This is a genomic window from Sandaracinaceae bacterium, assembly GCA_020633055.1.
In the GTDB taxonomy this organism is placed as follows: Bacteria; Myxococcota_A; Polyangia; order Polyangiales; family Houyiibacteriaceae; genus JADJJE01.
Genome location: JACKEJ010000011.1, coordinates 425,809 through 452,765, shown reverse-complemented (window position 1 = coordinate 452,765; position 26,957 = coordinate 425,809). Strand labels below are relative to the sequence as shown.

Below are 26,957 nucleotides of genomic sequence, written 5' to 3'. Positions count from 1 at the left end.
TTGGGAAGACGTCAGCGCGGCCGTCGGCGTGGACGGCTTGCGTCTCGGGCGGGAGGTGGTGGCGCTCGACTTCGACGCCGACGGCGATCAGGATCTCTTGGTGGTGCCGCACGAGGGCCCACCCGCGCTGCTGCGAAACGACGCGCAGGCTGCGACGGACTGGGTGGACGTCAACGTGCGCGGCTCCGCGCCCGCGCTGGAGGCCATCGGAGCGTTCGTCACGATCACCCCGTCGACTGGTCCGACCCAAGTGCGCGAGGTGGGCACCCGCGCACACTTCACCGGGCACGGACCACGCGCCACGCACTTCGGTCTGGGCGCGGGCTTCTTCGGCGGGGGCGGGACGCTGGACGTGCACGTGGCCTTCCCGGACGGGGGCGAGCTCCTGCACGCGGGGGTCGCGGCCGCGGGCACGGTGACCCTCACACGCGCCGCAGCGTCGCCACCGACACGCACGGCGCTGCCGATCCCACCCGCCGCGGACTGCGACGGTGACGGCTTCCCGGACGTGTGCCAGCCCGACTGTGACGGCAACGACGAGCCGGACGTGTGCCAGCTGGATGCACATCCGGAGCAGGACTGCGACGCGGACCGGCTGATTGACAGCTGCGCCATCGGGCTCGGCTTCGTCCTCGATTGTGACGGCAATGGTGTCCCCGACATGTGCGGCGTGCCTCCCTCGTGTGCGCCGATGGACGCGGGGGTGCGGGATCAAGGGCCACCGGACGCAGGCCCGTCCGACGCGGGCGCGCCCGTCGACGGCGGGTCGGTCGATGGTGCGGTCGACGACGCGGGCGACGCGGCGATGACGGATACGGGCGGCGGCGACGACGCGGCGATGGCCCGCGACATGGGGGCACGGAGCGACGCGGGGCCACCCGGGATGCAGGGCGGCGGGGGCTGCGACGTCAGCGCGCTCGGCACCGTCAGGTCGCGTGAGGCGCACCCGTCGAGCCCGTGGCGCACCGCGCTCACCGCCGCGGGGCTGCTCGCGTTCGCCGCGCTGCGCGTGCGTCGGCGTCGCCGCGTGTGACACGGCCCCTGGAGCACGATCCGGGTTGGGGGAAGCGCTGGCTCGTTCGAAGGCCCGCATGCGGCGTGCTAGTGCGCACAACGACGCCCACTGGCGCGACGAGATCCGTATGATGTGCGCCCCATGGACGACGTCCTCCCTCGCAGCCTGCGCACGCTGATCGCGATCCACGAGGACACGAACGGCGCCTGCGTGGCGTATCCGGTGATGCGCCCCGACTGGGCGGCGTATGGCCTGCGGGACGACTGCGTCGAGGAGCTGCGCCTGTTCCTGGAGGCGCAGCTGCTGGAGCTGTCCGCCCCCGACGTCGCCAAGCTGCACCTGCCGCCGGAGTGCGAGGGGCGCCTCGTGCACGTGCCCATCGCGCGTGAGGACCTCCCGCACGCGCTGCGCCGCGAGCACCAGGTGGTGTTTCCGTGCGCGCTCATCCCGCGTGGGCGCTCGCACTGGGCGGTCATCCTGCCGCTCAACCACGCCTTCCACGTGGAGCACGACGAGCCCCTCGAAGAGACCATCCGCGCCGAGGCGCGGCGCCTGGTGCACGCCCTCGAGCCCACGCCCGCGCAGTGGCTGGACCTGCTTCCGTCGGCCGTGGTGGAGGTCGAGGTGCTCACGCTGACCCTGGCCGAGCGCGGGCAGCAGCGCGGCGCCGTCGCCAACCTCACGCGCAGGCTCACGCAGCAGGCCGAGCGCCGCGCGGCGCGCGAGATGCTCGACCACGTGGGGCGGGCGCTACACGGCGGTCATCGTCCCAGCGCGCCCTTCGTCGGCCGGCGCCAAGAGCTGGCGGGCTTGAGCGCGCTGTTGGCCGCGCCCAGGCGCAGCGGCGTCGTGCTCGTGGGCGCGGAGGGCACCGGCAAGAGCGCGCTGTTCGACGCGTGGCTGCGCGGCGTGGGCGCGCAGGAAGGGCGCCTGGTGTGGGCCACCTCGGGCGCGCAGCTGATCGCCGGGCAGAGCGGGCTGGGCCAGTGGCAGGAGCGCCTGCGGCGCGTGCTCACCGCCGTCGAGAAGCTCGATGCCATCCTGTACTTCGACGACCTGGCCGATCTCTTCGGCGACAAGGCGGGCGGCTTCGTCGACCTCGCGTCCGGGGTGAAGCCCTTCGTGGACGACGGGCGCGTGCGCATCGTGGGCGAGCTGACCAGCGAGGTGTTGGACGAGCTGCGCCAGCGGGACCCGAGCTTCCTCGCGCTGTTCCACGTCATCTCGCTGCCCGCCATGACGCGCGACGAGACGGCCGCGGTGCTCCATGCTCGCGTCGAGCACGACTCGCGCCGAGCGGGGAACGTCGCAGACGCGCCGCTGATGGGCCCCGAGACCGAGCGGGTGATCCTGGCGCTGACGGAGCGCTTCGTGCCCTACCGCGCGTTCCCGGGGAAGGCGCTGCGCCTGTACGAGGAGGTGGTCTCCGCCGCGCGGCGCGTGGATCCCTCGGGCGGGACCTCCATCGACGCGGAGCAGGCGTACCTCACGTTCAGCGCCGTGACGGGCGTGCCGCGCTTCCTGCTGGACCCAGGGCAGGCGCTCGGCGCCGACCGCCTACGCGACCGGCTGCGGGCGCGCGTCATTGGCCAAGAGCCGGCGGTGGAGCGCGTGCTCGAGACCCTCGGGGTGCTCAAGGCGTCCCTCTCGCCCGGCGAGAAGCCGCTGGCCAGCTTCTTGTTCGTGGGACCCACGGGTGTGGGTAAGACCGAGCTGGCGCGCGCGCTGGCGGCCGAGGTGTTCGGCGACGAGGCCCACATCATCCGCTTCGACATGAGCGAGTACGCGGACCCGAGCGCGGCCGAGCGGCTCATCCGCGGCACCGACTCGCGCGAGGGGGCGCTCACGCGCGAGGTGCGCCGCAAGCCCTTCGGCGTGGTGCTGCTGGACGAGCTCGAGAAGGCCGACCCGAGCGTGTTCGACCTGTTGCTGCAGGTGTGCGGCGAGGGGCGGTTGACCGACGCGCGCGGGCGCACGGCCTACTTCCACAACGTGATCCTGATCATGACCAGCAACCTGGGCGCGCAGCATCGCGCGCGGGCGCCGCTGGGGCTCGGTGCGCGGGCGCCGGCTGCCGACGAGCACTACGACGCGGCGGTGGAGGCGCGCTTCAGGCCCGAGTTCGTGAACCGCATCGACCGGGTGGTGCCCTTCGCGTCCCTCGACACCGAGCAGATGCGCGCCGTCACGCGCTTGATGGTGCGCAAGCTGGCGCAGCGGCGCGGCTTCCGCGACGCCCGGGCCACGCTCTGGATCAGCACACGCGCGCTCGAGAGCATGGCCAGCGCGGGGCACGACCCGGCCTACGGCGCGCGGGGCATGCGGCGTTTTCTCGACGAGTCGCTGGCCGCGCCGCTCGCGCGGGTGATCGGCGAGCTGGGCGAGGCCTGGGAGGGCGCCACGCTGTCCATTCGCCTCGAGGACGACAGCGAGCCCGCGAAAGGCGTCGGCGCGAGCGAGCGCATGGTGGCGCACCGTGCTGGCGAGTGGCTGATCGAGGTCTATCGGGGAGACCACGGCGCCGCGCGCCACGACCTGAGCGTGATCGACGCGTTCTCGGCGCTGCGGCGTGAGGCGCACGCGTGGATGGTGTCGCCCGCCATCGAGGCCCTGACGCAACGGCGACGGTTCCTGACGATGCAGCTGGCGCGTCGCTCTTCCCGGCAGGCGACCGCCTCTTCGGCCAGCGTGGCGCGCGACATCGGACGCCTGGAGGCGCCGCTCGCGGAGCTGGAGGCGGCCGCCGAGGAGACCCGCATCTACGAAGAGCTGCTGCTGGGCTCCCTCTGGGCGGGGGAGACGTCCGCGGACATCGACCACGCCCTGGCCCGGGCGCTGCGCGACCGGCTCACGCGCGCGGGTGTCCGCGCCAGCATGACGGACGAGCCGGTGGACCGTGCCTCGGTCTACGTGCAGGAGCGCGACGCGCACTGCGGCGCGGGTTCGTGGCTGCTGGGCCTGCTGCGGGAGACCAAGGAGCGCGGCTGGAGCGTGTGGGGCTTCCCGGCCCGCGCGATGACCGGCGTCGAGGTCACGCAGACGCCCAGCGACTGGGGCGCGCACGCGTTCGCCCCCGCCCACGGTCCCGACGAGCTGCGCGCCCTGGTGGAGCGCGAGCCCCGCGCGCCGCTGTCGCTGGTGCTCAGCCTGAGCGGACCCCTCTCGGGCAGCTACCTGTACGCCGAGCGAGGCCTGCATCGGGTGCTCGCCGACGCCGACGGCCCGCCGCGCCGGCACTTCTCCGTGTCGTTCGTGATCGCGGAGGCGCCCCCCAAGCAGACCACGCTGGCCCGCGTCACCCCGGCGCCCTTCGACCCGCGTGGTGCGCTTCATCTCGAGCAGGCGGCGCGCGTCGTCGACCCGCGGCGGGGGCGCGTGCGCGTGGGCGAGAGCGAGCTCGAGGTGCCGGCGGACGCCTACTGGGAGCACATCGACCGCATCGTCGGCACGGTGCTGCGCGACGCCCAGCGCGCCCGGGCCGCGCGCCGCGAAGCCGAGACGTCCGTGGAGGGGGCCTCGTGAACTTCAGCATCGCCGTCTATCAGCGGCGCCTCGGCGGGGGCACGCTGGAGTGGAACACGCTGGGTCTCGGGGAGGGGCGCGACGTCACGCTGCGCGGTCAGAGCCCCATCAAGCTCGAGTCGCAGCTGCGCGAGCGCCTGCAGGCCATCTTGCTCACCCAGACCCCGCGCGACCTGGCGCGCTTCACGCTGCGCGAAGGCCTGCGCCTCGAGCGGCCGCAGCTGGAGCTCACGCTGCGCGGTGAGCAGCGCGTCAAGACCTCGGGGCGCTTCCCGGTCGTCATCGAGCCGCGTCACCGGGGCCCCGACGCCCTGCTCTACGTGGCCTACCACCCACGGCGCCCGCACGAGTGGTTCGCCCTCGACGGAGACGCCCCGGTGGCCGAGCAGGCCACGCGCTTCTTTCGGCACGCGTGGGCGGGGCTCACGGGTGAGCTCGTCGAGGCGCTCGAGACCGACGGTCAGGACCTCATCCGTGCCGTCGCGTTTCGCGCGCGCGTCCCCAGCTTGATCGATGGGCTCAAGCGGCGCCGCGGCCCCTTCGACGACCTGGACGAGGACCCGGCGCGCCGTGGTGGCAACAAGGCGGAGGAGGGCAAGCGCAAGGGCCTCGGGCTGCTGGGCACGCTCGGCACGGACCTCACGCTGCGCGCGGCCGACGGGCGGCTCCCCAAGGGGCAACCTCGGCCTGTCGTGCGCGACGCGCTCGGGCGCCTGGTGGGGGCGCAACAGCGCCTGCCGTTGGTGGCCCTCGGTCCCAGCGGCGCGGGCAAGACCACGGCGCTGCATCAGCTGGTGTACGACCTGCTCGACGCGGAGGACTACCCTGCGCACGGCAACCTGGACCAGGTCACGCACGTGGTGTCGCTCAGCGGCAAGCGCATCATCGCGGGCATGAGCCGGGTGGGCGAGTGGGAAGAGCGCGTGGTCACGCTCCTGCGCGACGCGCGGCGCAGCCGCGTCATCGTGTGGCTGGAAGACCTGCACACCATGGGCAAGCTCGGTCAGTCGCGCGACAGCACGCGCGCCGTCGCGGACCTCTTGCGTGGCCCCATCGCCCGCGGCGAGCTGTGCGTGATGGGCGAGGCCACCCCCGCGCAGTGGGACAAGCTGCGCGAGGACGCGCCCGCCTTCGCCGACTTGTTCGCCGAGGTGCGCGTGCCCGCCTCGAGCCCGCGCGAGACGCTGGGCATGATGCTCGAGCGGGCGCGCGAGATCGAGGCGTCGACCACCACACGCTTCCACCCGCCCGCCTTCCGCACGCTGCTCGAGCTGGCCCAGACGCTCTTCCACGGGACGGCGCTGCCCGGGGCCGCGCTCAGCTGGATGAGCCGCCTGCCGCGCTACGCCGACGGGGGTGGGGTCATCGACGAGGACTCCGTGGTGGACATGGTCAGCGAGCGCACGGGGCTACCGTCCGAGCTGCTGCGCCCGACGGAGCCGCTCGTCCCCGGGGCCGTGCAGGTGCGCCTCGAGGATCGCGTGGTGGGGCAGCGCGAGGCCGTGAACGCCGTGGTGGACGTGGTCATGCGCATCCACGCCGGGCTGACGGACCCGGCGCGCCCCTACGCCACGTACCTGTTCACGGGGCCGACGGGCACGGGCAAGACCGAGCTGGCCAAGGCCCTGTCCGACTACCTCTACGGCAGCCGTGGGCGCCTGCTGCGCTTCGACATGGGCGAATACAACGCGCCCGACGCGCCGGCGCGTCTGATGGGGGACCGCTTCCGCCCGCGCGGCGCGCTGACCGAGGCGGTGCGGCAGACGCCGTTCTCGGTGGTGCTCTTCGACGAGATCGAGAAGGCGCACCCCAGCGTGCACTACCTGCTGCTCCAGCTGCTGGACGAGGGGCGCCTCTCGGACGCCGAAGGCAACGAAGCCGACTTCACACACGCGGTCATCCTGATGACGTCCAACCTGGGCGCCGAGCCGCGTCCGCAGGTGGGCTTCGGGGGCAGCCGTAGCTCGAGCGAGGGCGTCGCGCGCGAGGTGAAGGACTTCTTCCCGCCCGAGCTCTACAACCGCATCGACCGCGTGGTGCGTTTCCACCCCTTCGACGTGGACGTCGCGGCGAGCGTGGCCGAGAAGGAGCTGGCGCAGCTCCTGGCGCGACGCGGCCTGCTCGAGCGGCAGGTGTTCGTGTTCGCGACGCAGAGCGCCACCGAGCGCATGGTGCGCGAGGCGTTCGACCCGCAGCTGGGCGCCCGCTCGCTCAAGCGCTATCTCGAGCAGAACATCGGGCACGTGCTGGCCGAGGAAGTGGCGGGGCACACGCGCGCCGAGATGCGCATCGTGCGTGTGTACGACGCGGCGGGAGAGTACCGCTTGCACGTGGATACCCTGCGTGAGGCCGAGCCCAGCGGCGGTGAGCTGCGCCTCCTGCCGTTGCTCCAGCGCGGTCCCCACGAGCTGGTGGAGGAGCTCCCCGACGCGCTGCGCATCATCGATGGTCTGCTCGACGGACCGCTCGTGGAGCAGGCCGTGAGCGAGCTGCGACGTCACTTGCCCGAGGCCACCGAGGGCGAACAGGGCTCCGCCGACCACGTGCACCGCGCCGAGCTGGTGCGCGGCGAGCTGCTCGCGTTCCGCGACCGCCTCGAGGCCTGGGTGCGACACGACGACTGGATGGAAGAGGGCCTGCAGGAGCTGGCGCTCGAGACCTACCGCGAGTCGAACACGGACTGGGGGCGACGCGTGCGCCTGCTGCACCCGCGCTACGTGCTGCCCGACGCCCCGCGTCTCTCGCGCAAGGACACGCTGCTGGCGCTGGCCGAGACCTGGTTCCTGGAGCGGGCCACACGCGCTGCGCACGATGCCGCGCAGCACAGCGCCCTGGTGGAGCTGCTGCGCGTGGGGCAGGGGCGCCGCCGCCGCGTTACGGCGCGCGACCAGGACCTGTTCGGATGGCTGATCGAGGCCTATCGTGCTGGGCGCGGTGTGCTGGTGGCCGCAGCGCTCGCGATGTCCGACGGCACACGGCGCGAGCTGGCCTTCGAGGACCTCGACAAGCTGGGCCTGCCCGAGAACCATGGCGCCGCGCGCGTGGTGCTCAAGTTCGTGGGGCTCGGCGTGACCGACTTCTTCGCCGGCGAGGAGGGCTGTCATGTGCGCACCTCCATGCTCAGCGGCTCCGAGGTGGTGCGCGTGCGCGTGCTGCCCGACACGGACGATCTCGCGCCGCTGTGTGTGATCGAGGAGGCCGACCAGGCGCGGGCGCGCTTCGAGGACGCCCTCGAGCGGGGCGAGGAGCCCCTCCCGCCCGACCCGGACGGCCTCCTGCCGTGTGTGCGACGCGTGCGCTTCGACCCGCCGCTGCGCCCGGGTGAGCTGGCGCCGATCGAGATCGAGGACTTCCGCCTGGGCACGTCGGGCACGCACCAGTGTCGCCGCCTGGCGGACGTGCTGCCGCACTACTGGGCGCTGCGGGCCAGCGAGCGCCTGCCGGAGGACGCATGAGCGGCAAGCCCACGCTGCGGGTCTACCTGGTGGCGCACCCCGAGGGGCACTGGTCGGGCTACCTGATGCGCCTGCGCGCCGGTCCGTTCGACGCGCCGCCGCCGTCGGCCTACGGCTTCTCGCGCGAGGAGGTGCTGGGGCTGATCGAGCAAGAACTCACCGAGCGCTTGGCGACGGGCAGCGAGGCCCTCGAGGCCTACCTGTTCACCGAGATGTTCGAGGTGGGGGTGGCGCGCGTCGTGGTGCGCCCAGCCAGCTTGGTGGACAAGCAGGCGGTCGTTGGGGCGCGCACCATCCCGCTGCGCGTCTCCTACGCGTGGTCGAAGCTGCCCACGGGGGGCTACCGCGTCATGCTCCCGCGCTTCGGCTGGTGGATCCTGCTGGAGGAGCTGGAGCTGGCGCCCGACGCGCTGCGCACGGCCATCGGTGCCGCGCTGATGGGCGGTCAGCAGAGCTGGGTGTACGACTTCGACCAGCAGGCGGCCGACAGCGTCGAGGTCTTCGAGCCCGGTGAGTTCGCGCGCAGCCGTGCTGCCGCGAAGGGTCTGTCTGCCGCCGAGCAGCTGCGGCTCGACTTCCCGGTGGCGAGCGCGGTGAGCGAGGAGTGGGTGCAGCGCAGCGCCGAGGGGCGCCTGCCGCGTCGGACCGCGTCCCAGGGAGTGCTCTCCGAACTGATGGCGCTGGTGGACGAGCGCCCGCTGCCCTCGGTGCTGGTCGTGGGCGAACCCGGCGTGGGCAAGACCACGCTGGTGCAGGCCTTCGCCCGCGAGCTGCTGCGCAAGCGGCGCGCGCAGAGCCGGCACGTCCCGCGTCTGTGGGCCACCTCGGCCGACCGCTTGATCGCGGGGATGATCTACCTCGGCCAGTGGCAGGAGCGCTGCCTCGAGCTGATCGACGAGCTGACCGACGAGCGCGACTTCCTCTACGTCGGGGGCCTGGCCTCGTTCCTCAAGGAGCGCTCCGCAGGCTCGTCCGTGGGGGACCTGTTCGCGCCCGCGGTGCTCTCTTCGTCGCTGCCCATCATCGCCGAGTGCACGCCCAGCGAGCGCGAGTGGGCGCGGCGCCATGCGGCAACGCTGCTTGACGCCATGGACGTCGTCGAGCTGCCCGAGATGCCCCGCGCTTCGGTAGCGCGTCTGGTGCTGCAGCGCAGCGGTCGTTCGGCGCAGCGCGAGGGGCGGCCTGGCGCCGTCATCCACCCCGACGCCGTGGAGCGCGTCGTGCATCACCTCTCGGCCTTCCGGCGCGACCAGCGCTTCCCGGGCAAGGCCGTGCACTTCCTCGACTGGCTCGACGCGGACGATGCGCGCCCAGCGCTGCTCTACCCGGCCGACGTGAGTGTGGCCTACTCCCGCTACAGCGGGCTGCCCATCACGGTGATCGCCGACGAGCACCCCGTCACCACGCGCGACGTCGCGCAGGCCCTCAGCGCGGGGGTCATCGGACAGGACTCCGCGTGCGAGGCGTGCGCGCGCGTGGTGGTGCCGTTCAAGGCGGGTGTGCACGACCCCGACAAGCCCCTCGGCAGCCTGTTCTTCGTGGGCCCGACGGGCGTGGGCAAGACCGAGCTCGCCAAGCAGCTGGCGCGCTACCTGTTCGGCGACGCCAAGCGCCTGATCCGCGTGGACATGAGCGAGTACATGGTGCGCGGCGCGGCCCAGCGCCTGCTCGAGGTGGGGGAGGGCGTGACCAGCCTGGCGCAGCGCGTGCGCGCCCAGCCGCTGTGTGTGGTGCTCTTCGACGAGATCGAGAAGGCCCATCGGGAGACCTTCGACCTCCTCCTCGGGCTGCTGGGCGAGGGGCGCCTGACCGACTCACGCGGCAGCCTGGTGGACTTCCGCATGACCATCGTGGTCATGACCAGCAACCTCGGCGTCAGCGAGCGCGCCGCACCCGGGTTCGCGCGGGAGCGCGACAACGACTTCGCGCGCGGTGTGCGCGACCACTTCCGCCCCGAGTTCTGGAACCGCCTGGACCACGTGGTGTCGTTCCGCCACCTGCAGCCGGATGACGTGCGCCGCATCGTGGACCTCGAGATCGCCAAAGTGCGCCAGCGAGAGGGCTTCGTTTCGCGCGCCGCCGAGCTGCAGGTCTCGTCCCGCGCCCGCGACCGGCTGGCCGAGCTGGGCTACGACGAACGGCGCGGTGCACGACCGCTCCAGCGGGTCATCGAAGAGCGCGTGGTCACGCCCATCGCCGTGCGCCTGGCCGAGGCCCCGACGATGGAGGGCGTCACCTTCGCGGTGGTCTGCGAGGGCGAGTCACCTCTGCCGGTTCGCGGCCAGGTGATCGCCGTCCAGCTGTGAGCGCGCACGGCCCATGGTCGCGCGGAGCTCGGCGAGCAGACGACTCGCGGTGTACGGCTTCGCGAGAAAGCGCGCATTCTCCACGTGCGACTGCCGCTCGCTCGCGTCGGTGAAGCCAGAGACGAGCAGCACCGGCAGCGCCGGGTGCGTGGACCAGAGCCGAACCGCGAGTTCGAACCCGTCCATCCCGGGGAGCCGGACGTCCGTCAGTACGACGTCGAAGTCCGACTCTGCCGTCGAGAGCGCTTCCATCGCGAGCTCGGCGGACTCGCACGAGGTCACGCGGTATCCGTGCTGCGTGAGGATGGTCTCGGTCACGGCCCGGAGCCCGGGCTGGTCCTCGACGAGCAGGACCCGCTCCGAGCCCTCCTGGAGCGGCTCGAGCGACTGACGACTGGAGATCGGCTCAGCCCGCTCGGCGAGGCGGAGAAAGATCGACGCCCGCGTGCCGCGACCAGTGACGCTCTCGATCTCGAAGACGCCCTCGACCTGCTGGACGATGGCCTCGACCGTGGACAGACCGAGGCCGGTGCCGCGGCTGCCCTTCGTCGAAAAGAATGGCTCACGTGCGCGTGCGAGGGTCTCGGCGTCCATGCCGACCCCGTCGTCGACGACGCGGACGATGGCGCACGCGCCAACTGCGAGCCCACCGTGTCGCCGCGCGTGCTCCTCGTCGATGTGCGCCACGCCCACCTCGATCGCCAGCGCACCGCCTTCGTTCATGGCGTCTCGTGCGTTCACCACGAGGTTGAGGAGCGCGACCTCGAGCTGGGATGGGTCGGCGTACACGGGTACGGGATCCTCGTCGTAGACGAGCGAGAGGTCGATCCGCGGGCCCACTGCGTGGCGGACCATGCGCTCGTTGGCTCGCACGAGCTGACTCAGATCAAACGCGCGCGGCTGGACGACGTGCTTCCGGCTGAGCGCGAGGAGCTGCCGCGTGAGATCCGCGGACCTGTCGGCTGCCTCTCCGATGGCGAGCACCAGTTGTTCCTGCTGCGCCGCGGACCCCCGCCCTTTTCGCAGCGCGTCGGAGCACGTGCGGATGATGGTCAGGTAATTGTTGAAGTCGTGCGCCACTCCGCCCGCCAGCTGACCGACGACCTGGAGCTTCTGCGACTGCACGAGCTCGGTCTCGAGCCGACGACGCTCGGCCTCCGCGAGCGCGCGCGCGGTGTCGTCGCGCAACGTCAGCTGGATGCGCGTCTGGTGGTCGTGGGTCACCACCTTCGTGACACGAACGCGGAGGGACGTCGCCCGCCGCCCGTCGTCGACTACGAGCGGGAAGTCCGACTCGCCGAACACGCGGCCGGCGATCCGCGTCGTGAGCGTGTCGAGCCCTACGGCGTCGTACCCGGGGAGGTCGAGGATCGACCGACCGACCACGTCGGCCGACGCGCGCAGCATGCCGACGGCGGCCGGGTTCGCGCGGAGGATCGTGCCTTCGACGGACGTCACGACGATTCCGTCCGGGCTCTGATCGACGAGCTCGGCGAGGCGGGCCTCGCTGGCCTCCGCTTCTTCGATCGTCGAGCGCAGCGCCTGCACGGAGGCGTACACGACGCCACCCGTGGCGATGAGGCTGGTCGCGAAGCTCATCCACATCTCGAGCTGCGTGAACCCTTGCGCCGGTGGGACGATCACGCCCCGGCGCTCGAGGAAGGCGATGACGAGGAGCGCCAGCACGAGCACGACGCTGCTCGACAGCGCGGCGCGAGGACCGCCGAGGAAGCCCGCGACGAGGATGGCCGTGGGCATGACCAGCAGCGCGGGGCTCGTGATGCCGCCTGAGTTGACCACCGACGAGATCACGATCGCGATCGCGAGCCAGCTGAAGATCCGCGACGCGAGCTCGACCCGACCACGCACCAGCATCACGAGGATGGGCAGGGTCACCACGACCGACACCGAGTTGACGACGATCGCTTCGACCCAGCGCTCGTAGAAGAATGGATAGACGATCGCGGCCGTCGCGGATCCCACGATGGTGATCCACAGGATGGCGTGCAGCAGGCGGGCGCGCGCGTTGGGTTCCCGTGCGCCGAGCTCGGGCGGCTGCAGCCACGACCGAGAACGGCGTCGCGGCGAAGAACGTGTGCCGTCCGTCGATTCGGTCATGACGAAGGGGCCAGCCTAGCCCGTCTGGCGACCGAAGTGGATCGAAGAACACAGCGCGGCGCAACGGAGACGGCCTCTCGCGTGTCCGTTCATCGCCTCGGCGGATGTCTGCGCATTCAGGCTCGAGTCGTTCACGGTGGATCGGCTGGTCCACGCCGCGCGGTGAGGGCGGACGTGCGGCAGCCATGGCAAACCGACTCGAGCGCGATTTCTCGTGGCGCGCACCGTCTCGGACGGGCTACGCAAGGATGGCCAAGCGGGGGGGGGCCGGATGCGGCGCGGTCGGCTGGTGTACCCGGTGCGTTCGTGTCTAACTCGCCATCCTCCGCAGGAGGTCGAGTGAGTCCAGCATTGGTTCGTAGGGTCTCGGTCACGTCAGGGGTGACCACCATCTTCAGCATCGTGGTGTCCTTCGCGTTCAGCGCGTCTCGGGTAGAGGCGCAGGGCGCGATCCAGTTCAGCGCCGTGGACGCCGCCACCGTGCGTGTCTTCGCCGTGGAGAACGTCGGCACCGAAGAGGTGCAGACGCCGCGGGGCACCCGCTTGGTGGCCATCCCGAACATGGGGCACGGCAGCGGCTTCGCCGTCACGGGCGGCGATCGCCTGATCTTGACCGCAGCGCACGTCGTCGCCAATGCGCTCTACGTGGTCGTGCGCCTCCCCGGCGAGGGCGCGTACTTCCCCGCGCGCGTGGTCTACCGCGACGAGGAGCGCGACGTTGCGGTGCTGGAGATCGCGGGCGACGTGCCGCCGCTCGAGCTTCAGCCCCCCGAACACACGCTCCGCACGCGGCAGAACGTCTTCGCGGTGGGCTACCCCCTCGATGCCAGCCGGCGCCAAGCGCAGTCTTCTCGCGGCATCGTCGGCGGCCTCCGCGACGACGGCGGGGTGCAGCTGGACATGGACGTGAACCCGGGCAACTCCGGCGGCCCCGTCATCGACGAGTCCGACCGCGTCGTCGGCATGGTGGTGTCCCGTGGCGACGTCACCAGCGGCGTGGCCGGGCTGGCCGTCGCCGTCCCGCTCGCCACCCTTCACGACGCCCTCCGCGAAGCGCGCCAGCGCGTGCGCGACGGTCGCGTGCCGGTGCTGCCGACCGATGCCCAGCAGGCTGCGCACGTCATCGACACGCTCTCGCGCGTAGGGCTGATGCGCATCCTGCGCGAGGCCTCGGACGTGACCGAGGGCACTACGGACACCGCCACCATCCAACAGATTCGCGCGCTCGACGTGCCGGGACTCTCGGCCGACATGAAGGTCTTCGTGGCCGCGTTCTTGTGGGACGCCGCGCAGATGCTGATGCACCGCGCCGGCCAGCACGTGTCGCCCAGTAGCATGCCGGAGGGCGCCACGCGTGCGCTCGCCGACGAGCTGCTCCAGCAGGCAAGGGCGCTGTTGCAGGCGGCCGCCGAGGCCGACCCGACGGTGGCCGACCGGTCGCCGTTCGTGCGCGCCACGTCCGGTGGCGCCGCCGTGATGGTGGCCTCCGAGGCTCTCCGGCCCTTCGCGGACGCCTTTCCCGTGGCGAGCGCGGTGCCGCTGCCCGAGGTCCCGGCGGAGAACTGGCATTGGCGCGCCCGTCCGACGTGGGCGCTGCTGGTGGGCTTCGGCGTCGGCACCGGGGGCTTCCTCGGTGGCCGCGATACCGACTACCATTACGGCCTCCGCCCGCTCCCGCCCGGCCCTGCGTTTCGCGTGTTCGCCGAGATTCGGCTGACGCCCTCGCAGGGGTTCTCGTTCGTCGCGGAACTCGACTACCTCGGAGCGTTCCAGTTGGCCACCGGAGAAGACTCCACGCCGGGTGGGTGGGACAGCTTGGGCGAAGAAGTCACGGGGCACGGCGGTGGTCTGACCTTGCTGGGCCGGATTCATCCCGGCGGCTACGGCTTCTTCGCGGCCCCGGCGTTCCGGATTGGCGCCCAGCGCTTCAGCGCGACCGACTATCGCGGCGACACGGAGAGCGCCCGCTTTCGCGTCGTTCAGCCCGGCCTCGAGGCTGGCGTCCAGCTCCAACACGCGGAGCTCTCGCTGCGGGGCTTGTTTGGCATCCCGACCGGCAACAACTCGAACCTGTACACGATCATGTTCAACGTGGCGATCCACCTCGTAGGTGCCCGATGAATCGACTGACACTCCTCGGAACACTCGGCGCGCTGGTCCTCGCGGGCTGCGCGAGCAGCAACCCCTTCACGTTCGCAGGTGGATACCAGGACCGACAGTTCCCCGTGTCGGTCCGGCCCTCCGACGACGGGCGCTTGATCTCCCGCGACTGGCTCGTGGACGGCTGGCAGCTGAACGCCGACGAGCGTCCCGTTCGACGGCAGTACCGCGTCAGTCGGTTCGGTCGCCGCGGGGGACTCGCGTTGCGCCACCGCGTCAACGCTGGACGCATCGCGATGGACGTCCTCCCCCTGGACATCGCCACGCGCGACCAGGATCTGGGGGGCATGGCGCGCGACGCGGCCAGCGGCACGAGCGCGGCGAGCGACAAGTTCCAGGTTGGCATCCGCGACATCCACGTCGTCGGCGAGACACCGGTCGCGCTCGGCGGGCACGCGGGGCACATGGTGCTCCTCGAGGGTGGCTCGGGCGATGGGGCGGCGCGCGGTGCCTTCGTGTTCGTGCGCGCCAACTACAGAGAGGAGCGGGTCCGGAGCTGGCGCGTGGTGCCGGTCCTGGTCATGGCGAGCTATGTGAACCGCGGCGCGGACTTCGAGGCCGGACTTGCGGACTTCCAGACTTTCCTCGCGAGCATTCAGCTCGGGCCCAGTGTGACGGGCGAGTGACCCGCTGACGTCGACCGTGGCCAGCCTTCGTCGCGGTCCTGGAAACGCGCCGGACGCCTTCGGGGTACTCATTGGAGCGCTGTGCGCGGACCGAGGCGAGCCAGGGCGTCCATGATGGAAGATTGCCACAGGGTGTGCGTACCCTGCGCGGAAGCGCGAGGTGCGCACGTGGACCCGCGTGGGTCGGGAGAGGCGATGAGGAACGAAGACAGCAGGACGACGGGACGCGCGACGCTGGTGTTGGGGGCGGTGCGCGCCTTGGCGCTGTGCGCGCTCCCGTGCGCGAGCGCGCTGATGGGGTGCTCCGGAGGCGGGAGCGACGCTGCCGGAGGCGTCGAGGCCACGCCGGCCTCGGCCCAGGCGCCAGCGCGCGCCGCGGCTGCACCCGCGCCTGCTCCGCCCACTGGGGTGACCCCTGCGCCGGGTCCGGGTGTACCCACGGCCGCTGCCGCACCCGTGACACCCGAGACCGGGTCGGTGCGTTGCCGCCTCGAACCGCCGGGCGGCACCATCGTCGTGATGGGGCGGCGCGCGCCGCAGGTCATGGTGGGCACGCAGCACGCCGTCGTGCTGCACGAAGCGTTGCGCGCCCCCGCCCGCTGTCAGGGCGCGCCAGAGGGCATCGTCGTGCCCGTGCCCATTCCCGGAGCGCTGGACGTCCCCGGCGCCGTGCGCGAGTGCGGCGTGTCCGCAGAAGACACCACGGGCCGCCTCGCGCAGCGCGGCCGCCTCGAGCGCGTGTCGGGCGTGCCAGTGTTCCTCGGCTGCGGTTGCAGCCCAGACCCCACCGAGGGCTGTGACTGCCATGCCGTCACCCCGCCCGGGGCGTTTGGCGGGCGCACGTTCTTCATGGGCGCGTCACACACCGAACGCGCGGGGCTCGGGGTGGACTTGGCCGTCGACGGCGACGTCGCCTACCTGGTCGCGGACCTGGACGACACCGGCAACGGGCGGCTCGGCGTCTTCGGCCAGCGCATCCGTCTCTCTCAGCCGCCCGAGGAGCGCCCTCATCTTCGCCTGGTCGCGAACGAGCCGAGCGGCGCAGCCCAGCGGGGTCTTCGCATCGAGGTCGTGGAGAACCTCCCCGAGCGCACCGTGATCCTGTACGGAACGGAGGGCGCGCCCCGCGCCACGCGCGTGGTGATGGGCGAAAGCGGTCTACGCGAAGGAGGCACGGAGACCGTCGACTGGCCAGCCCGCGAGGTTCCCGCGTTCACGGTAATCGAGGAGCGCCAGGGCCGCCGCACACCTCCGCGTATTCGCCTCGTACGTGGCCAGGAACCGGGTGTGCCCATCGCCGGTCTGCCCGACGAACCCGCCGTGTTCAGCCCGAGCGTGGTCACGCTGGGCGGCGTGCACGTGCTGCTGTGGTCGGAGGGCCTCGGCACGACCACCCGCATCTTCGGTGCCGTGTTGGACGTAGAGGGCGCGCGCATCGGCGATCGCTTCGCGGTGACCCGGGGCGACTTCGAGTCCAGCACCGTGCACGCCGACGCGTACGAAGGCAGGGCCGTCGTCACCTGGTCGCAGTACGAAGCGGAGGGTCGCAGCGTGCGCGCCGCCAACCTCGTGTGCCAACGCTGAGGGACGCCACGCGAACCGGTCTCATGTGTGCGACGAAGCGCCGCCGGTGAACGCCACCGCGCCGGTCTGCGAATGTGGGCTGTTCCGTAGGGGAGATGTGACCGGCGGGCACCTGCGGTGTCGCTGACGCCGTGGTCGTGTGCCATCCTTTCGGGCATGCGACCTGGGTGGGCACGGGTGACACTTTCGCTGGCGCTGGCATGCGCCGCGCCCTCCTGCGCTCACGGTCCGGCGGAGGGCGCGCGGCACACCGCGCAAGACGCACACGGCGCCGCGCCCGACTTTCGGGAGTGGACCCCTGCGGCCTTCGCGGAAGCGCGCGAGCAGGGTCGGCTCATTCTCGTGAGTGTGCAGGCTGGCTGGTGCCACTGGTGCCACGTGATGAACCGCGAGACCTTCTCGGACCCGCGCGTGCTGTCGTTGTTGGCCGAGCACTACGTCGTCATCCGCGTCGAAGCGGACGCGCGGCCCGACCTGGCCGAGCGCTACGCCGCGTACGGCTGGCCTGCCACGGCGCTGCTCACGCCCGACGCGCAGCCCATCCTCGCGCTGCGGGGCTTCCGTCCGCCCGACGTGTTCGCGCGCATCCTCGTGCGCGCGGCGGACGATCACGCGCACGGGCGCACGACGGTGGCCGCCGATGTCGACACGGCGGGCGCAGCGGCCGCGCCCGACCTCGAGCAGGCCCGCGCCCACACCCGCGCCCAGCTCGAGCGCCTCTACGAGCCGCGTCTGGGCGGCTGGGGTCGTCGGCAGCGCTACCCGTTCGCGGGGCCGCTGTTGCATGCGTTCGCGCGCGCCCAGACCGAAGACGACCCTGTGTGGGAGGAGCGTGCGCTGTACACGGCCGAGATGTACGCGCAGCTGCTCGACCCCGTGTTCTCGGGCATGTACCAGTACTCCACGCAGGGCGACTGGGAGCACCCACACTTCGAGAAGATCGCGGCGGTTCAAGCGGGCGCCATCCTGTGCTTCGTCAGCGCCTACGGTGTGTCGGGTGACGCGCAGTGGCTCGACCGCGCGCGCTCGGTCGCCGCCTATGTGCGCGCGTTCCTCGAGTCGCCCGAGGGGGGCTACTACGCCAGCCAAGACGCCGACGTGCCCACCACGCGTGGTGTGCTGCCGGGCGGCGAGTACTACGCGCTCCCCGACGCCGAGCGGCGCGCGCTGGGCCTGCCACGCACCGACACCAACGTGTACGCCAACCTGAGCGGCATGCTGATCGACGCGATGGCGCGGCTCGCACAGGTGGACCCCGAGGGTCCCTGGCTCGGGTCGGCGGTGACGGCGGTCGAGCGCCTAGAGCGCACGCATCGGCGCGGAGACGGCTATGCGCATGCAGCGGGCGACGAACCCTCGGCCCTACTGCATCTCGCCGACCAGGCGTACATGGCGCGGGGCCTGATGACCGTGGCGGAGACCACGGGTCAGGCGCGCTTCATGGCGCTGGCCGAGCGCACTGTGGCGTTCGCCGAGCGCGCGCTGAGGGACCAGACGGGCGGGGGGTTCTTCGCGCACACCCCCGATCCCAGCGCCGTCGGTGTGTTCGCCGAGCGCCAGAAGCCCCTGGAGCAGAACGCTGTGCTGGCGGAGCTCATGTTGCAGCTGGCCCAGCGACATGACGACACCGCGCGGCACGAGGGTGCGCTCGCTGCGCTGCGCGACGTCGCCCGGTTGCCCACGATCACCGGGCAGGGGCGCAAGGTGGGAGCCCTCGCGCTCGCCCTCGAGCGAGCCCGCGACGGATACTTCCTGCTCTCGGTGGTGGGCGAGCCGGACGACCCGCGGACCGTGGCGCTCCACCGTGCAGCGCTTGCGCTCCAACGCGCCGACCGGCTGGTGGAGCTGGGCGTCCCGGGTCACAGTCGCTATCCCTATCCAGGGGCGCCTGCGGTCTATCTCTGTAGCCATGATGCGTGCTCCCTGCCGGTCCAGACGCCTACGCAGCTGCCCGCGGCCGTCGCGGGGTTCGCAGCCACATTGCAACATTGATATCCAGGTGAAGCGTGATTTTATGAGAAATTTCCGCCGAGAAAGGTCGCGCTTTTCATTTGTGAAACACGCTGCTACCGATTCCGCATGGCGCGGACGCCTCATCGCGAAACCCCCGTATCGCTGACGGCGGCGCCGCGTGTGCCACAGGCGCTGCGGGTCTCCCAGATCACGCACGCGAGCGTGGCAGAGCGCAGCGCGCGGCGCTTGCTGGCCGACATGATGGGCCTCACCCCGGGGCAGCGCCTGCTCGTCCTCGTCAGCCACGGCGATGGCCTGGCCGAAGCGCAGCGGTTGTTGGAGGACGCGGCCCGTGTACTCAACGCGCGCCTGTCCGTGTTGGACACCCGCACGCTCAGCCTGGCCAGCGAGTCGGAGCGGCGGGCCTGGCGCGAGGCCCTCGAGCGCTGCCAGGCCTGCGTGCTGCTCGGAGGGGAAGGGCGTCCGGCGGCGGCCCGCTTCGAGACCGACGTGCGCGTGCAGACTGGTGGCAAGCCCCTCGCCATCCTGCGCTTCGACCCGGACGCGTTGCTCGCGCACGGGCTCCTGACCCCTTCCGTCCTGCAGCGCGCATACGGTCGCTACCTGCTGTCGCGCCTGACCGACGACGCGCTCGTGAGCGTGCGCTGGCAGGGCGGACCGGCCTTGCAGCTGCTCGTCGGAGGCACCCGAGGCGCGCCGCGGATGCCCGCCGCCCCCGCGGACTTCGAGTATCCACTGGGGCACGTGGCGGTGTCGCTCGCGAGCGCCTCGGGGCACTTGGCTGCACCCACGTCCATCCTCGCGCCGCAGGCGGTGGGCGCGTTGCCTGCGTCCCCCTCGGGCTTCCAGTTCCACGCTGGTGCGTTGCGGGCCGTGTCCGGAGACGAGAGCGCGTGGCTCGGGCGGGTCGCGCGTGCGTTCCCTGGGCTGCGCCTGGGCTCCCTCGGCTTCGGCTTGGTCTCGCCCACTCGCTCGTCCATCGAGCGGGCAGGCGTACGTCTAACCGACGTCGGTTGCAGCCTGACCGTCGTCGACACTCGCCAGCGCGGCAGCAGCGCCAGCGTGGCGGCCCACCGGGGCCTCACGTTCTGCCTCAACGGGCCGGGGCTCGACGTCGACATCGATAGCGTGCCCATCATGCGCGACGGGGTCTTCGTCGAGCCCGTTCCGCACCGGTAGGGCCCCGCCAGCGAGGCGCGCGAAGGCGCGACGCGAACCCTCACGTCGGTTCGCCCGCTCGCGCGAGTCCGCGTGTTCGCGTCAGTCCGCGGCCAAGCCCAGGATGCGGCGGCGCAGGGGCTCCGGCAGCGCGCGACCGAGCGCGATGGCGGTGCGGATGGTCGCGGGGAACATGAAGTGCTCCTCCTCGCGCGCGATGGCCCCCATCATCTCCTTCACGGCGCGCTCGGACGAGATGATGAGCCCCTTCACGGGCACATCGTTCGGGTCGAGCCCCGGCGTGTCCGTGAACCCCGGGTACAGCGCCACGAAGCGAATGCCCGAGTCGGCGAGCTCGATGCGGCACGTGTCGAAGAGCGTCCGCCCGGCCGCTTTGGCCGCGCTGTACGGCCCTGACTTGGGCAGCCCGAAGGTCCCCGCCGGCGAGCCCGTGTAGGCGATGACCCCACCGCGCCCCGGCGCCTTCATGTGCTGAATCATCGGGCACAGGAAGTTCACCATCGTGTCGTAGTTGGTACGCATGATGCGCTTCACCTCCGCCGCGCTGAACTCGGCCATGCTCCCGGCCGTGCCCCCACCCGCGTTGAGGATGGCGAGGTCCAGGTGGCCGAACGCTTCGATCCCTGCATTCACCACCGCCTCGGCGGCGGCCTCGTCGGTCGCGTCCGCGGCGACCGCGATGCACTTCGCGCCGAACCCCTCCGCCTCGCGCGTTACCTCTGCCAGCAGCTCCTCGCGCCGCGCGGTGATGACGAGATCATTGCCAGCGCGGGCCAGCTCGACCGCCAGCCCACGGCCGAGCCCCGACGACGCGCCCGTGATGAGGACCTTCTTGCGTTCCAGTTTCATGCGCGGAGGCTACTGCAACGTGGCCGGCGCGTCTCGGGAGGATGTTCGGACCCCGTTCGTTCTCGGCGCGGACCCTTGGCACCCGACCATGCCTTCCGATGGCGTCACGGAGCTTGATGGACGTCGCGTGATGCGTCCGGCGGGTCGCCGCGGAGGTGTCAACGCGTCGTACGGCGCGAAAGGACGACGCATGGCGGCCAACATCCGAGGCCGCGACGTTTGTGCAGGCTGCGCGCGCGTCTTGCTGATAGCTTTATCGGTGAGGCCGCATCCGACAGGCGTGCAACAAGGAGTACAGCGTTGGTGAGATCGAGACATCCTCGGAGGCGGGCCTGCGCCGGCTATCTCCTTGTTGCGGCGGTGAGCTTGGTCACTCCGAGCGCGGTGGCGCACGCCGAGACCATCTTCGTGACCACCACGGCGCCGGACATCGACGTGGCAGGGGCGGAGTGCGACTCGATTGCGCCGGCGGACTCGGTGACGCTGGCGGGGCTGTGTCCCGACGGCTCGGGTGGGTACCTGAGCCCGTGTGATGCCGAGGGCATCTCCCTCTCGGAGGCGATCTGCGCTGCGAACGCGAACCCCGGCCCCGACGTCATCGTGTTGGCCGACGGGGCCGTCTACACGCTCGCGGCGGCACACAACAGCTGGTACGGGTGGAACGGCTTGCCCATCATCACGAGCGAGATCACCATCGACGGCCGCGGCGCACGCATCGTCCGCGACTCGGTGGAGAACTTCCGCTTCTTCGTGGTTTCGGGCCCGTTCGGCGAAGCGCAGGCCCCCACGGTGGGGCAGTCCGCACCGGCGGGCACGTTGCTTCTGCAAGACCTCACGCTCGTGGGTGGTGCGGCCATCGGGGCGCCTGGCAGGGACGGCGCTGGCGCCAGCGCAGGCTTGGGGGGCGCGGTCTACAACCAGGGCACGCTGGTGCTGAGAGGCGTGACGATTCGTGATGGGGTCGCGCGCGGCGGTGTTGGCAGTGACATCGGGGCGACGTTCACGGGCGGCGCTGGCCTGTCGGCGCCAGCCGTCTGGGGCGGCGGCGGCGGCGGCTTCGGAGCGAACCTCGCCGCTGCCTCGCCGCATGGGGGCGGCTTTGGCGGGGCCACCACAGCGTCCAACGGTGGCTTCGGCGGGGGCGGTGCGGGCGGCTACCACGGCGGCTTCGGCGGCGGTGGCGGTGCCTTTCTCTACTCCTCGGGCACCGGCATTGCCGGTCGCGGTGGCTTCGGCGGCGGCGGCGGCAGTGGAGGCGACTGCGTTGGGTGCGTAGCGGGTGGTGCGGGCGGCTTCGGTGGCGGTGGTGGCGGCGGCGGGGCCGGCTTTGGCGTGGGGGGCTTTGGCGGGGGAAATGGCTCGGTGGCAGGTATCTACTCGCACGGAGGCAGCGGCGCGGGTTTCGGTGGTGCCATCTTCAACCACGGCGGGGAGCTCCGTGTGGTCAGCGCCACGTTCGGTCGAAACGCCGCCCAAGGTGGCCTCCGCGGCATCTCCGCCCAGGCGGGCCGCGGGTACGGCGGGGCCATCTTCAACCTGAATGGGGAGGTGGTGCTGATCCAGGCCACGTTCTACGAGAACTCGGCGTCCACCTTCGGAAGCACGATCGTGGTGAACCCCGATGGGGGCCAGGACGTGTACAACAAGCAGGTGGCGGATGCCGACCTCGTGGGCATCGTGGGCGTCGCTGATGTGTCGCTCTTCGGCTCGCTGCTCGGCAGCGGTACGGGTGGTGTTGCCGCGCTCGTGAATGACGCCGGCTCGTTCAGCGGGTCGTCGAACGTCATCGTCGCGGCAACGCTCTTGCCGGGCAGCATCGCGAACGTTGCGCCTGCGCTCGAGATGCTCGGCGACTACGGGGGCTTCACCGAGACCTACGCCGTGGCCGCCACCGAGGAGCTTGTCAATGACTGCGCCAGCGCGGACGAGCCAGGGTTGGTGGACCAGCGCGGCGTGGGCCGCCCGAGCGACGGCTGCGACCCCGGCGCCTACCAGCGCAGCGTCCCCTGCGAGTCGAGCAGCGTCTGCGCGGCGGAGTGCACGGATGGCTTCTGCTGCGTGCCGGGCTGCGACGTGTGCTCGGAGAGCGCCGGTGGCGACCTAGACGGAGCATGCGCGAGCTACGCGAGCGCACCCATCGACGCGGGGGTCTCGGACGCGGGGACCTCCGACACGGGGGTCGCGGACATGGGAGTCTCGGACATGGGAGTCACGGACACGGGAACCGAGATGGACGCAGCCGTCCCTTCGGACAGCGGCACGCTGCCCCATGACGTGGGTGCGCACGAGGACCTCGGCGACGTGAGCGACGTCGGCGTGGGCACGGACGAGGGAACCGGTGACCTAGGGAGCGCCACGGATGCCGGTGAGCCGGAGATGGGACGGTCGGACACCGGCACCATGGCGGCGGATGCGACGACGGACACGGGTCCCACGCCCGTGGACACGGGTCTCACGCCGATGGACGTAGGTTCCACGCCCGCGACGATGGGCGGTGGATGCACCATCGGCGCGGAAGGAGAGCGCGCCGCGTTCCCGTCGTGGGTGGGGCTCCTCATCGTTGCCATCGCCCGAGGGCGGCGACGCCAACGCAACGCCGCAGGCTCGCGGAAGCCGCGCTGACCTGCTCGATCGCCGCGCTTTGGTGACGCCGTCGAGCCCAGGGCCCGCCGCTTGGTCCGCCGCTTCGTGGCGGTGTGGCCAGCGGGCCTACAGGCGCTCGATGATCGTCACGTTGGCCTGGCCGCCGCCCTCGCACATGGTCTGCAGACCGTAGCGGCCGCCCGTGCGCTCCAGCTCGTGCAAGAGCGTGGTCATCAGGCGCGCGCCGGTGGCTCCCAGCGGGTGGCCGAGGGCGATGGCGCCGCCGTTGACGTTGACCTTGCTCAGGTCGGCCTCGAGGTCCTTGGCCCAGGCCATGACCACGGAGGCGAAGGCCTCGTTGATTTCCACCAGGTCGATGTCCGACAGCTTCATGCCCGTCTTCTTCAGCGCGTGCTGCGTGGCGGGGATGGGTGCGGTGAGCATCCAGATGGGGTCGGCGCCGCGCACGCTCAGGTGGTGGATGCGCGCGCGGGGCTTGAGGCCGTGCTCCTTCACGGCGGCCTCGGACGCGATGAGCAGCGCCGCGGACGCGTCGCTGATCTGGCTGGCCACGCCAGCGGTCAGACGGTCGGCGCCCGGCAGGGTCTTCAGCTCGGCCATCTTCTCGAGGGTGGTGCCGCGGCGCGGGCCCTCGTCGGCGCGCACGTCGCCGTACGGCAGGATCTCACGGTCGAAGCGGCCCTCGTCCTGCGCGCGGATGGCGCGCTCGTGGCTCTCGAGCGAGTAGGCCTCCATGGCGGCGCGGCTCAGGTCCCACTTCTCGGCGATGCGCTGCGCGGAGAGGAACTGGTTGACCTCCACGTTGCCGTAGCGCTCCACCCAGCCCTTGCTGCCGCTGAAGGGGTCGGGCACGCCGAACTGCGTGGCCACCATCATGGCCGCGCTGATGGGGATCTGCGTCATCTGCTGCACGCCGCCGGCGACCACCAGGTCCTGCGTGCCGCTCATCACGGCCTGCGCGGCGAAGTGCACGGCCTGCTGCGAGCTGCCGCACTGACGGTCCACCGTGGTGCCCGGCACCGAGTCCGGCAGGCCCGCCGCCAGCCAGCACGTGCGCGCGATGTCGCCCGCCTGGTGGCCGATGGTGTCGACGCAGCCGAAGATGACGTCGTCCACGGCGGCCGGGTCGATGCCCGAGCGCTCCACCAGGCCCTTGAGGACGTGCGCGCCGAGGTCGGCGGGGTGCTCACCCCCGAGGCCTCCCTTGCGGCGACCCACGGGCGTACGGACGGCTTCGACGATATAGGCTTCGGGCATGGCGGATCCTTCTCTGCTTGGCTCTGCTGGGGTCGGAACGGGGCTCGGGGAGTTACAGGATGTGGGCGCCGATGCGCGCGCGGTGCGCGGCGCTGGTGCCGTAGAAGGGCGCGATGGTCCACACGCGCTTCATGAAGAAGTGCAGGTCGCACTCGATGGTGTAGCCGATGGCGCCGTGCACCTGCAGCGCGATGCGCGCGGCCACGCGGCCCGCTTCTTCGGCGTAGATCTTCGCGGTGGACACGGCCAGCTCGGCCTCGGTGCGCGTCTCGTCGCCGCCGCGGTCGCGGTTGGCCAGCGCCCACGCGGCCCGATACACCACCGGCTGCGCGAAGGCGATGCGCCCGGCCGCGTTGGCGAGGTGGTGCTGCACGGCCTGCTGCGTGCCGATGGGCTTGCCGAACTGCTCGCGGTCCTTCGCGTAGGCCACGGCCATGTCCAGCATGCGCCGGGCCAGGCCCACCAGCACGCACGCGTTGCCCAGCGCGGCCCGCTCGTAGGCCAGCTGGATGGCCGCCTGCGCCGCCGGGCCCTGCGCCACCAGGTGGGCAGCCTGCGGCTCGTAGGCCAGCGTCGCCACGCTCGTCGCGCGGTCCACGGCCACCTGCGGCGCGAGGCCCGCGTCGGCGCGCGGCACCGCGTACAGGGCGTCTCCGCGCGCGACGAGCAGCAGGTCCGCGAGCGGCGCGTGCAGCGCCAGCAGCTGCCCCTCGAAGCACAGCGCGAGGCTCGCCTCACCACCCGCAACGCGCTCGATCCAGCTCGCGTGCGGCCCGCCTGCGCCCAGCGTCTCCAGCAGCGGCAGGCCGGCCAGCGCCGTCTCCACGATGGGCCCGGTGAGCCCCGCGTAACCAGCCTCTTCGAGCACCAGCGCGAGGTCCACCTCGCTCATGCCCATCCCACCGGCGTCCTCCGACGCGGCCATCCCGACGAAGCCGTTCTCCGCCAGGGTGCCCCACACGGGCGCGCGCTCGGCGTTGTCACCGGTCCACACGCGGCGCACGACCTCGGGCGTGCACTCCTTGCTGAGCACGTCGCGCACGGTGTCGCGCAGCAGCGTCTGATCTTCTGAGAATGCAAAGTGCATGGCTCGTCCTCTTGCTCTCGTCGGTCTCGTCGGTCTCGTGCTGGTGGGCCCGCGGGGCTCAGCCGCGCGGCAGGCCCAGCACGCGCTGCGCCGCGATGTTGCGTTGAATCTCGTTGGTGCCGGCGTAGATGGGCCCGGCCAGCGCGAACTGGAAGCCCTTGATCCAGGCCCCCTCGTCGTCCGCCGCGGCGCTGCCCTCGTCCAGGCACGCGCCCTGCTCGAGGATGGCCAGCGCCGTCTCGTGCGTGCGCACGTCCATCTCGGACCAGAACACCTTGTTCAGGCTGGACTCGGCGCCGATGGGCTTGCCGTTCAGCATGTCGGTGACGCTCTTGAACGTGTACCAGCGGTAGGCCTGCGCACCCATCCACGCGTCCACCACCTGGTCGCGCAGCGCGGGGTCGCAGGTCTCGCGGTAGCGGCGGAAGAGGTCCACCAAGCGCGCTGCCGTGGCCATGAAGCGCCCGGGGCTGCGCAGGGACAAACCGCGCTCGCTGCTGGTGGTGGCCATGGCCACCTCCCAGCCCTTGTCGACCTCGCCGATGATGTTCTCGTCCGGCACGAACAGGTCTTCCAGGAACAGCTCCGCGAAGCCCTCGTCGCCGTCCAGGCGGTCGACGCCGCGCACGGTCACGCCCTCGCCCGTGAGCGGGAACAGGAAGTAAGTGAGCCCCTTGTGGCGCGACTTGCTCGGGTCCGTGCGGAACAGGCCGTAGGCCATGTCGCTGAACGCGCCGCGCGTGGACCAGGTCTTCTGCCCCGTCAGCAGCCAGCCGCCCTCGGTGCGCTTGGCGGTGCTCTTGAGGCTCGCCAGGTCGCTGCCCGCGTTGGGCTCGCTCCAGGCCTGCGCGATGCTCAGGTCGCCGCGCGCCATGGGCCGCAGGATGCGCTCCTTCTGCGCCTCGGTGCCGAACTCGAAGATGGTCGGCGCCAGCAGGAAGATGCCGTTCTGCGTGACGCGGCTGGGCGCCTGCACGCGGTAGTACTCCTCCTCGAAGATGAGCCACTCGTACAGCGACGCCTCGCGCCCGCCGTACTGCTTGGGCCACGACACGCACGACCAGCCCGCGTCGAAGAGCTTGCGCTCCCACTCGAGGTGCAGGGCGTAGCCCTCGCGCGTGTCGCCGCTGGGCAGCGAGTGCTTGGGCACGTTAGCCTCGAGCCAGCTGCGGCACTCGGCGCGGAACGCGTTCTCTTGCTCGGTGAAGTCGAGGTTCATCA

General features: G+C 71.7%; 15 protein-coding genes. 10 read left to right on the top strand and 5 right to left on the bottom strand.

Annotation, left to right across the window (positions count from 1 at the left end; translation table 11 throughout):
- The 4 genes from H6726_26440 to H6726_26425 form a co-directional block, all read left to right on the top strand.
- A partial coding sequence (locus H6726_26440; protein ID MCB9661215.1) for an ASPIC/UnbV domain-containing protein occupies window positions 1-1,033 on the top strand: 1,033 nt, incomplete at its 5' end.
- Window positions 1,034-1,156: 123 nt separating this feature from the next.
- Entirely contained in the window at window positions 1,157-4,537 is a 3,381-nt protein-coding gene (locus H6726_26435) for an ATP-dependent Clp protease ATP-binding subunit (GenBank protein MCB9661214.1), read from the top strand.
- On the top strand, window positions 4,534-7,992 hold the full coding sequence (locus H6726_26430) for an ATP-dependent Clp protease ATP-binding subunit (protein ID MCB9661213.1): 3,459 nt from the start codon (window positions 4,534-4,536) through the stop codon (window positions 7,990-7,992). Before H6726_26435 ends, H6726_26430 begins: the two co-directional genes overlap by 4 nt.
- The gene (locus H6726_26425; GenBank protein MCB9661212.1) at window positions 7,989-10,298 is read left to right on the top strand and encodes an AAA family ATPase; all 2,310 of its coding nucleotides are present in this window, start codon (window positions 7,989-7,991) and stop codon (window positions 10,296-10,298) included. The genes H6726_26430 and H6726_26425 overlap by 4 nt, the downstream gene beginning before the upstream one ends.
- Here the strand turns inward: H6726_26425 and H6726_26420 are convergent.
- A complete protein-coding gene (locus H6726_26420) occupies window positions 10,254-12,416 on the bottom strand; it encodes a response regulator (protein MCB9661211.1) in 2,163 nt (720 codons plus the stop codon). The two genes, H6726_26425 and H6726_26420, sit on opposite strands and share 45 nt — an antisense overlap.
- A gap of 381 nt (window positions 12,417-12,797) precedes the next feature.
- Between H6726_26420 and H6726_26415 the strand changes: the two genes are divergently transcribed.
- From H6726_26415 to H6726_26395, 5 genes are all read left to right on the top strand, one after another.
- Window positions 12,798-14,537 carry a trypsin-like peptidase domain-containing protein gene (locus H6726_26415; GenBank protein ID MCB9661210.1) on the top strand — a complete coding sequence of 580 codons (1,740 nt, stop codon included), beginning with the start codon at window positions 12,798-12,800 and terminating at the stop codon, window positions 14,535-14,537.
- Complete coding sequence (locus H6726_26410; GenBank protein MCB9661209.1) at window positions 14,534-15,202, top strand: hypothetical protein; 669 nt, start codon at window positions 14,534-14,536, stop codon at window positions 15,200-15,202. Before H6726_26415 ends, H6726_26410 begins: the two co-directional genes overlap by 4 nt.
- Before the next feature lie 195 nt (window positions 15,203-15,397).
- A complete protein-coding gene (locus H6726_26405; GenBank protein MCB9661208.1) occupies window positions 15,398-16,786 on the top strand; it encodes a hypothetical protein in 1,389 nt (462 codons plus the stop codon).
- 177 nt (window positions 16,787-16,963) lie between these two features.
- Window positions 16,964-18,778, top strand: coding sequence for a thioredoxin domain-containing protein (locus H6726_26400; GenBank protein MCB9661207.1), 1,815 nt, complete (start codon window positions 16,964-16,966; stop codon window positions 18,776-18,778).
- 87 nt (window positions 18,779-18,865) lie between these two features.
- Window positions 18,866-19,939 (top strand): hypothetical protein, encoded by a 1,074-nt coding sequence (locus tag H6726_26395; GenBank protein ID MCB9661206.1) that lies wholly within the window; start codon window positions 18,866-18,868, stop codon window positions 19,937-19,939.
- A gap of 81 nt (window positions 19,940-20,020) precedes the next feature.
- On the opposite strand, the gene H6726_26390 is transcribed toward H6726_26395, so the two are convergent.
- Window positions 20,021-20,788, bottom strand: a complete 768-nt coding sequence (locus tag H6726_26390) for an SDR family NAD(P)-dependent oxidoreductase (GenBank protein MCB9661205.1) — start codon at window positions 20,786-20,788, stop codon at window positions 20,021-20,023.
- A gap of 360 nt (window positions 20,789-21,148) precedes the next feature.
- Here H6726_26390 and H6726_26385 point away from each other — a divergent pair, with 360 nt between their 5' ends.
- Window positions 21,149-23,410: a hypothetical protein gene (locus H6726_26385; protein MCB9661204.1), complete on the top strand. Its 2,262-nt coding sequence runs from the start codon at window positions 21,149-21,151 to the stop codon at window positions 23,408-23,410.
- An 87-nt stretch (window positions 23,411-23,497) separates the two neighbouring features.
- Here H6726_26385 and H6726_26380 read toward each other — a convergent pair whose 3' ends face one another.
- From H6726_26380 to H6726_26370, 3 genes are read right to left on the bottom strand one after another with little or no spacing between them, the layout of a single operon-like run.
- A complete protein-coding gene (locus tag H6726_26380; GenBank protein ID MCB9661203.1) occupies window positions 23,498-24,649 on the bottom strand; it encodes an acetyl-CoA C-acetyltransferase in 1,152 nt (383 codons plus the stop codon).
- A 52-nt stretch (window positions 24,650-24,701) separates the two neighbouring features.
- Complete coding sequence (locus H6726_26375) at window positions 24,702-25,736, bottom strand: acyl-CoA/acyl-ACP dehydrogenase (GenBank protein ID MCB9661202.1); 1,035 nt, start codon at window positions 25,734-25,736, stop codon at window positions 24,702-24,704.
- A 58-nt stretch (window positions 25,737-25,794) separates the two neighbouring features.
- The gene (locus H6726_26370; GenBank protein ID MCB9661201.1) at window positions 25,795-26,955 is read right to left on the bottom strand and encodes an acyl-CoA dehydrogenase family protein; all 1,161 of its coding nucleotides are present in this window, start codon (window positions 26,953-26,955) and stop codon (window positions 25,795-25,797) included.
- Between the last annotated feature and the right edge of the window lie 2 nt (window positions 26,956-26,957).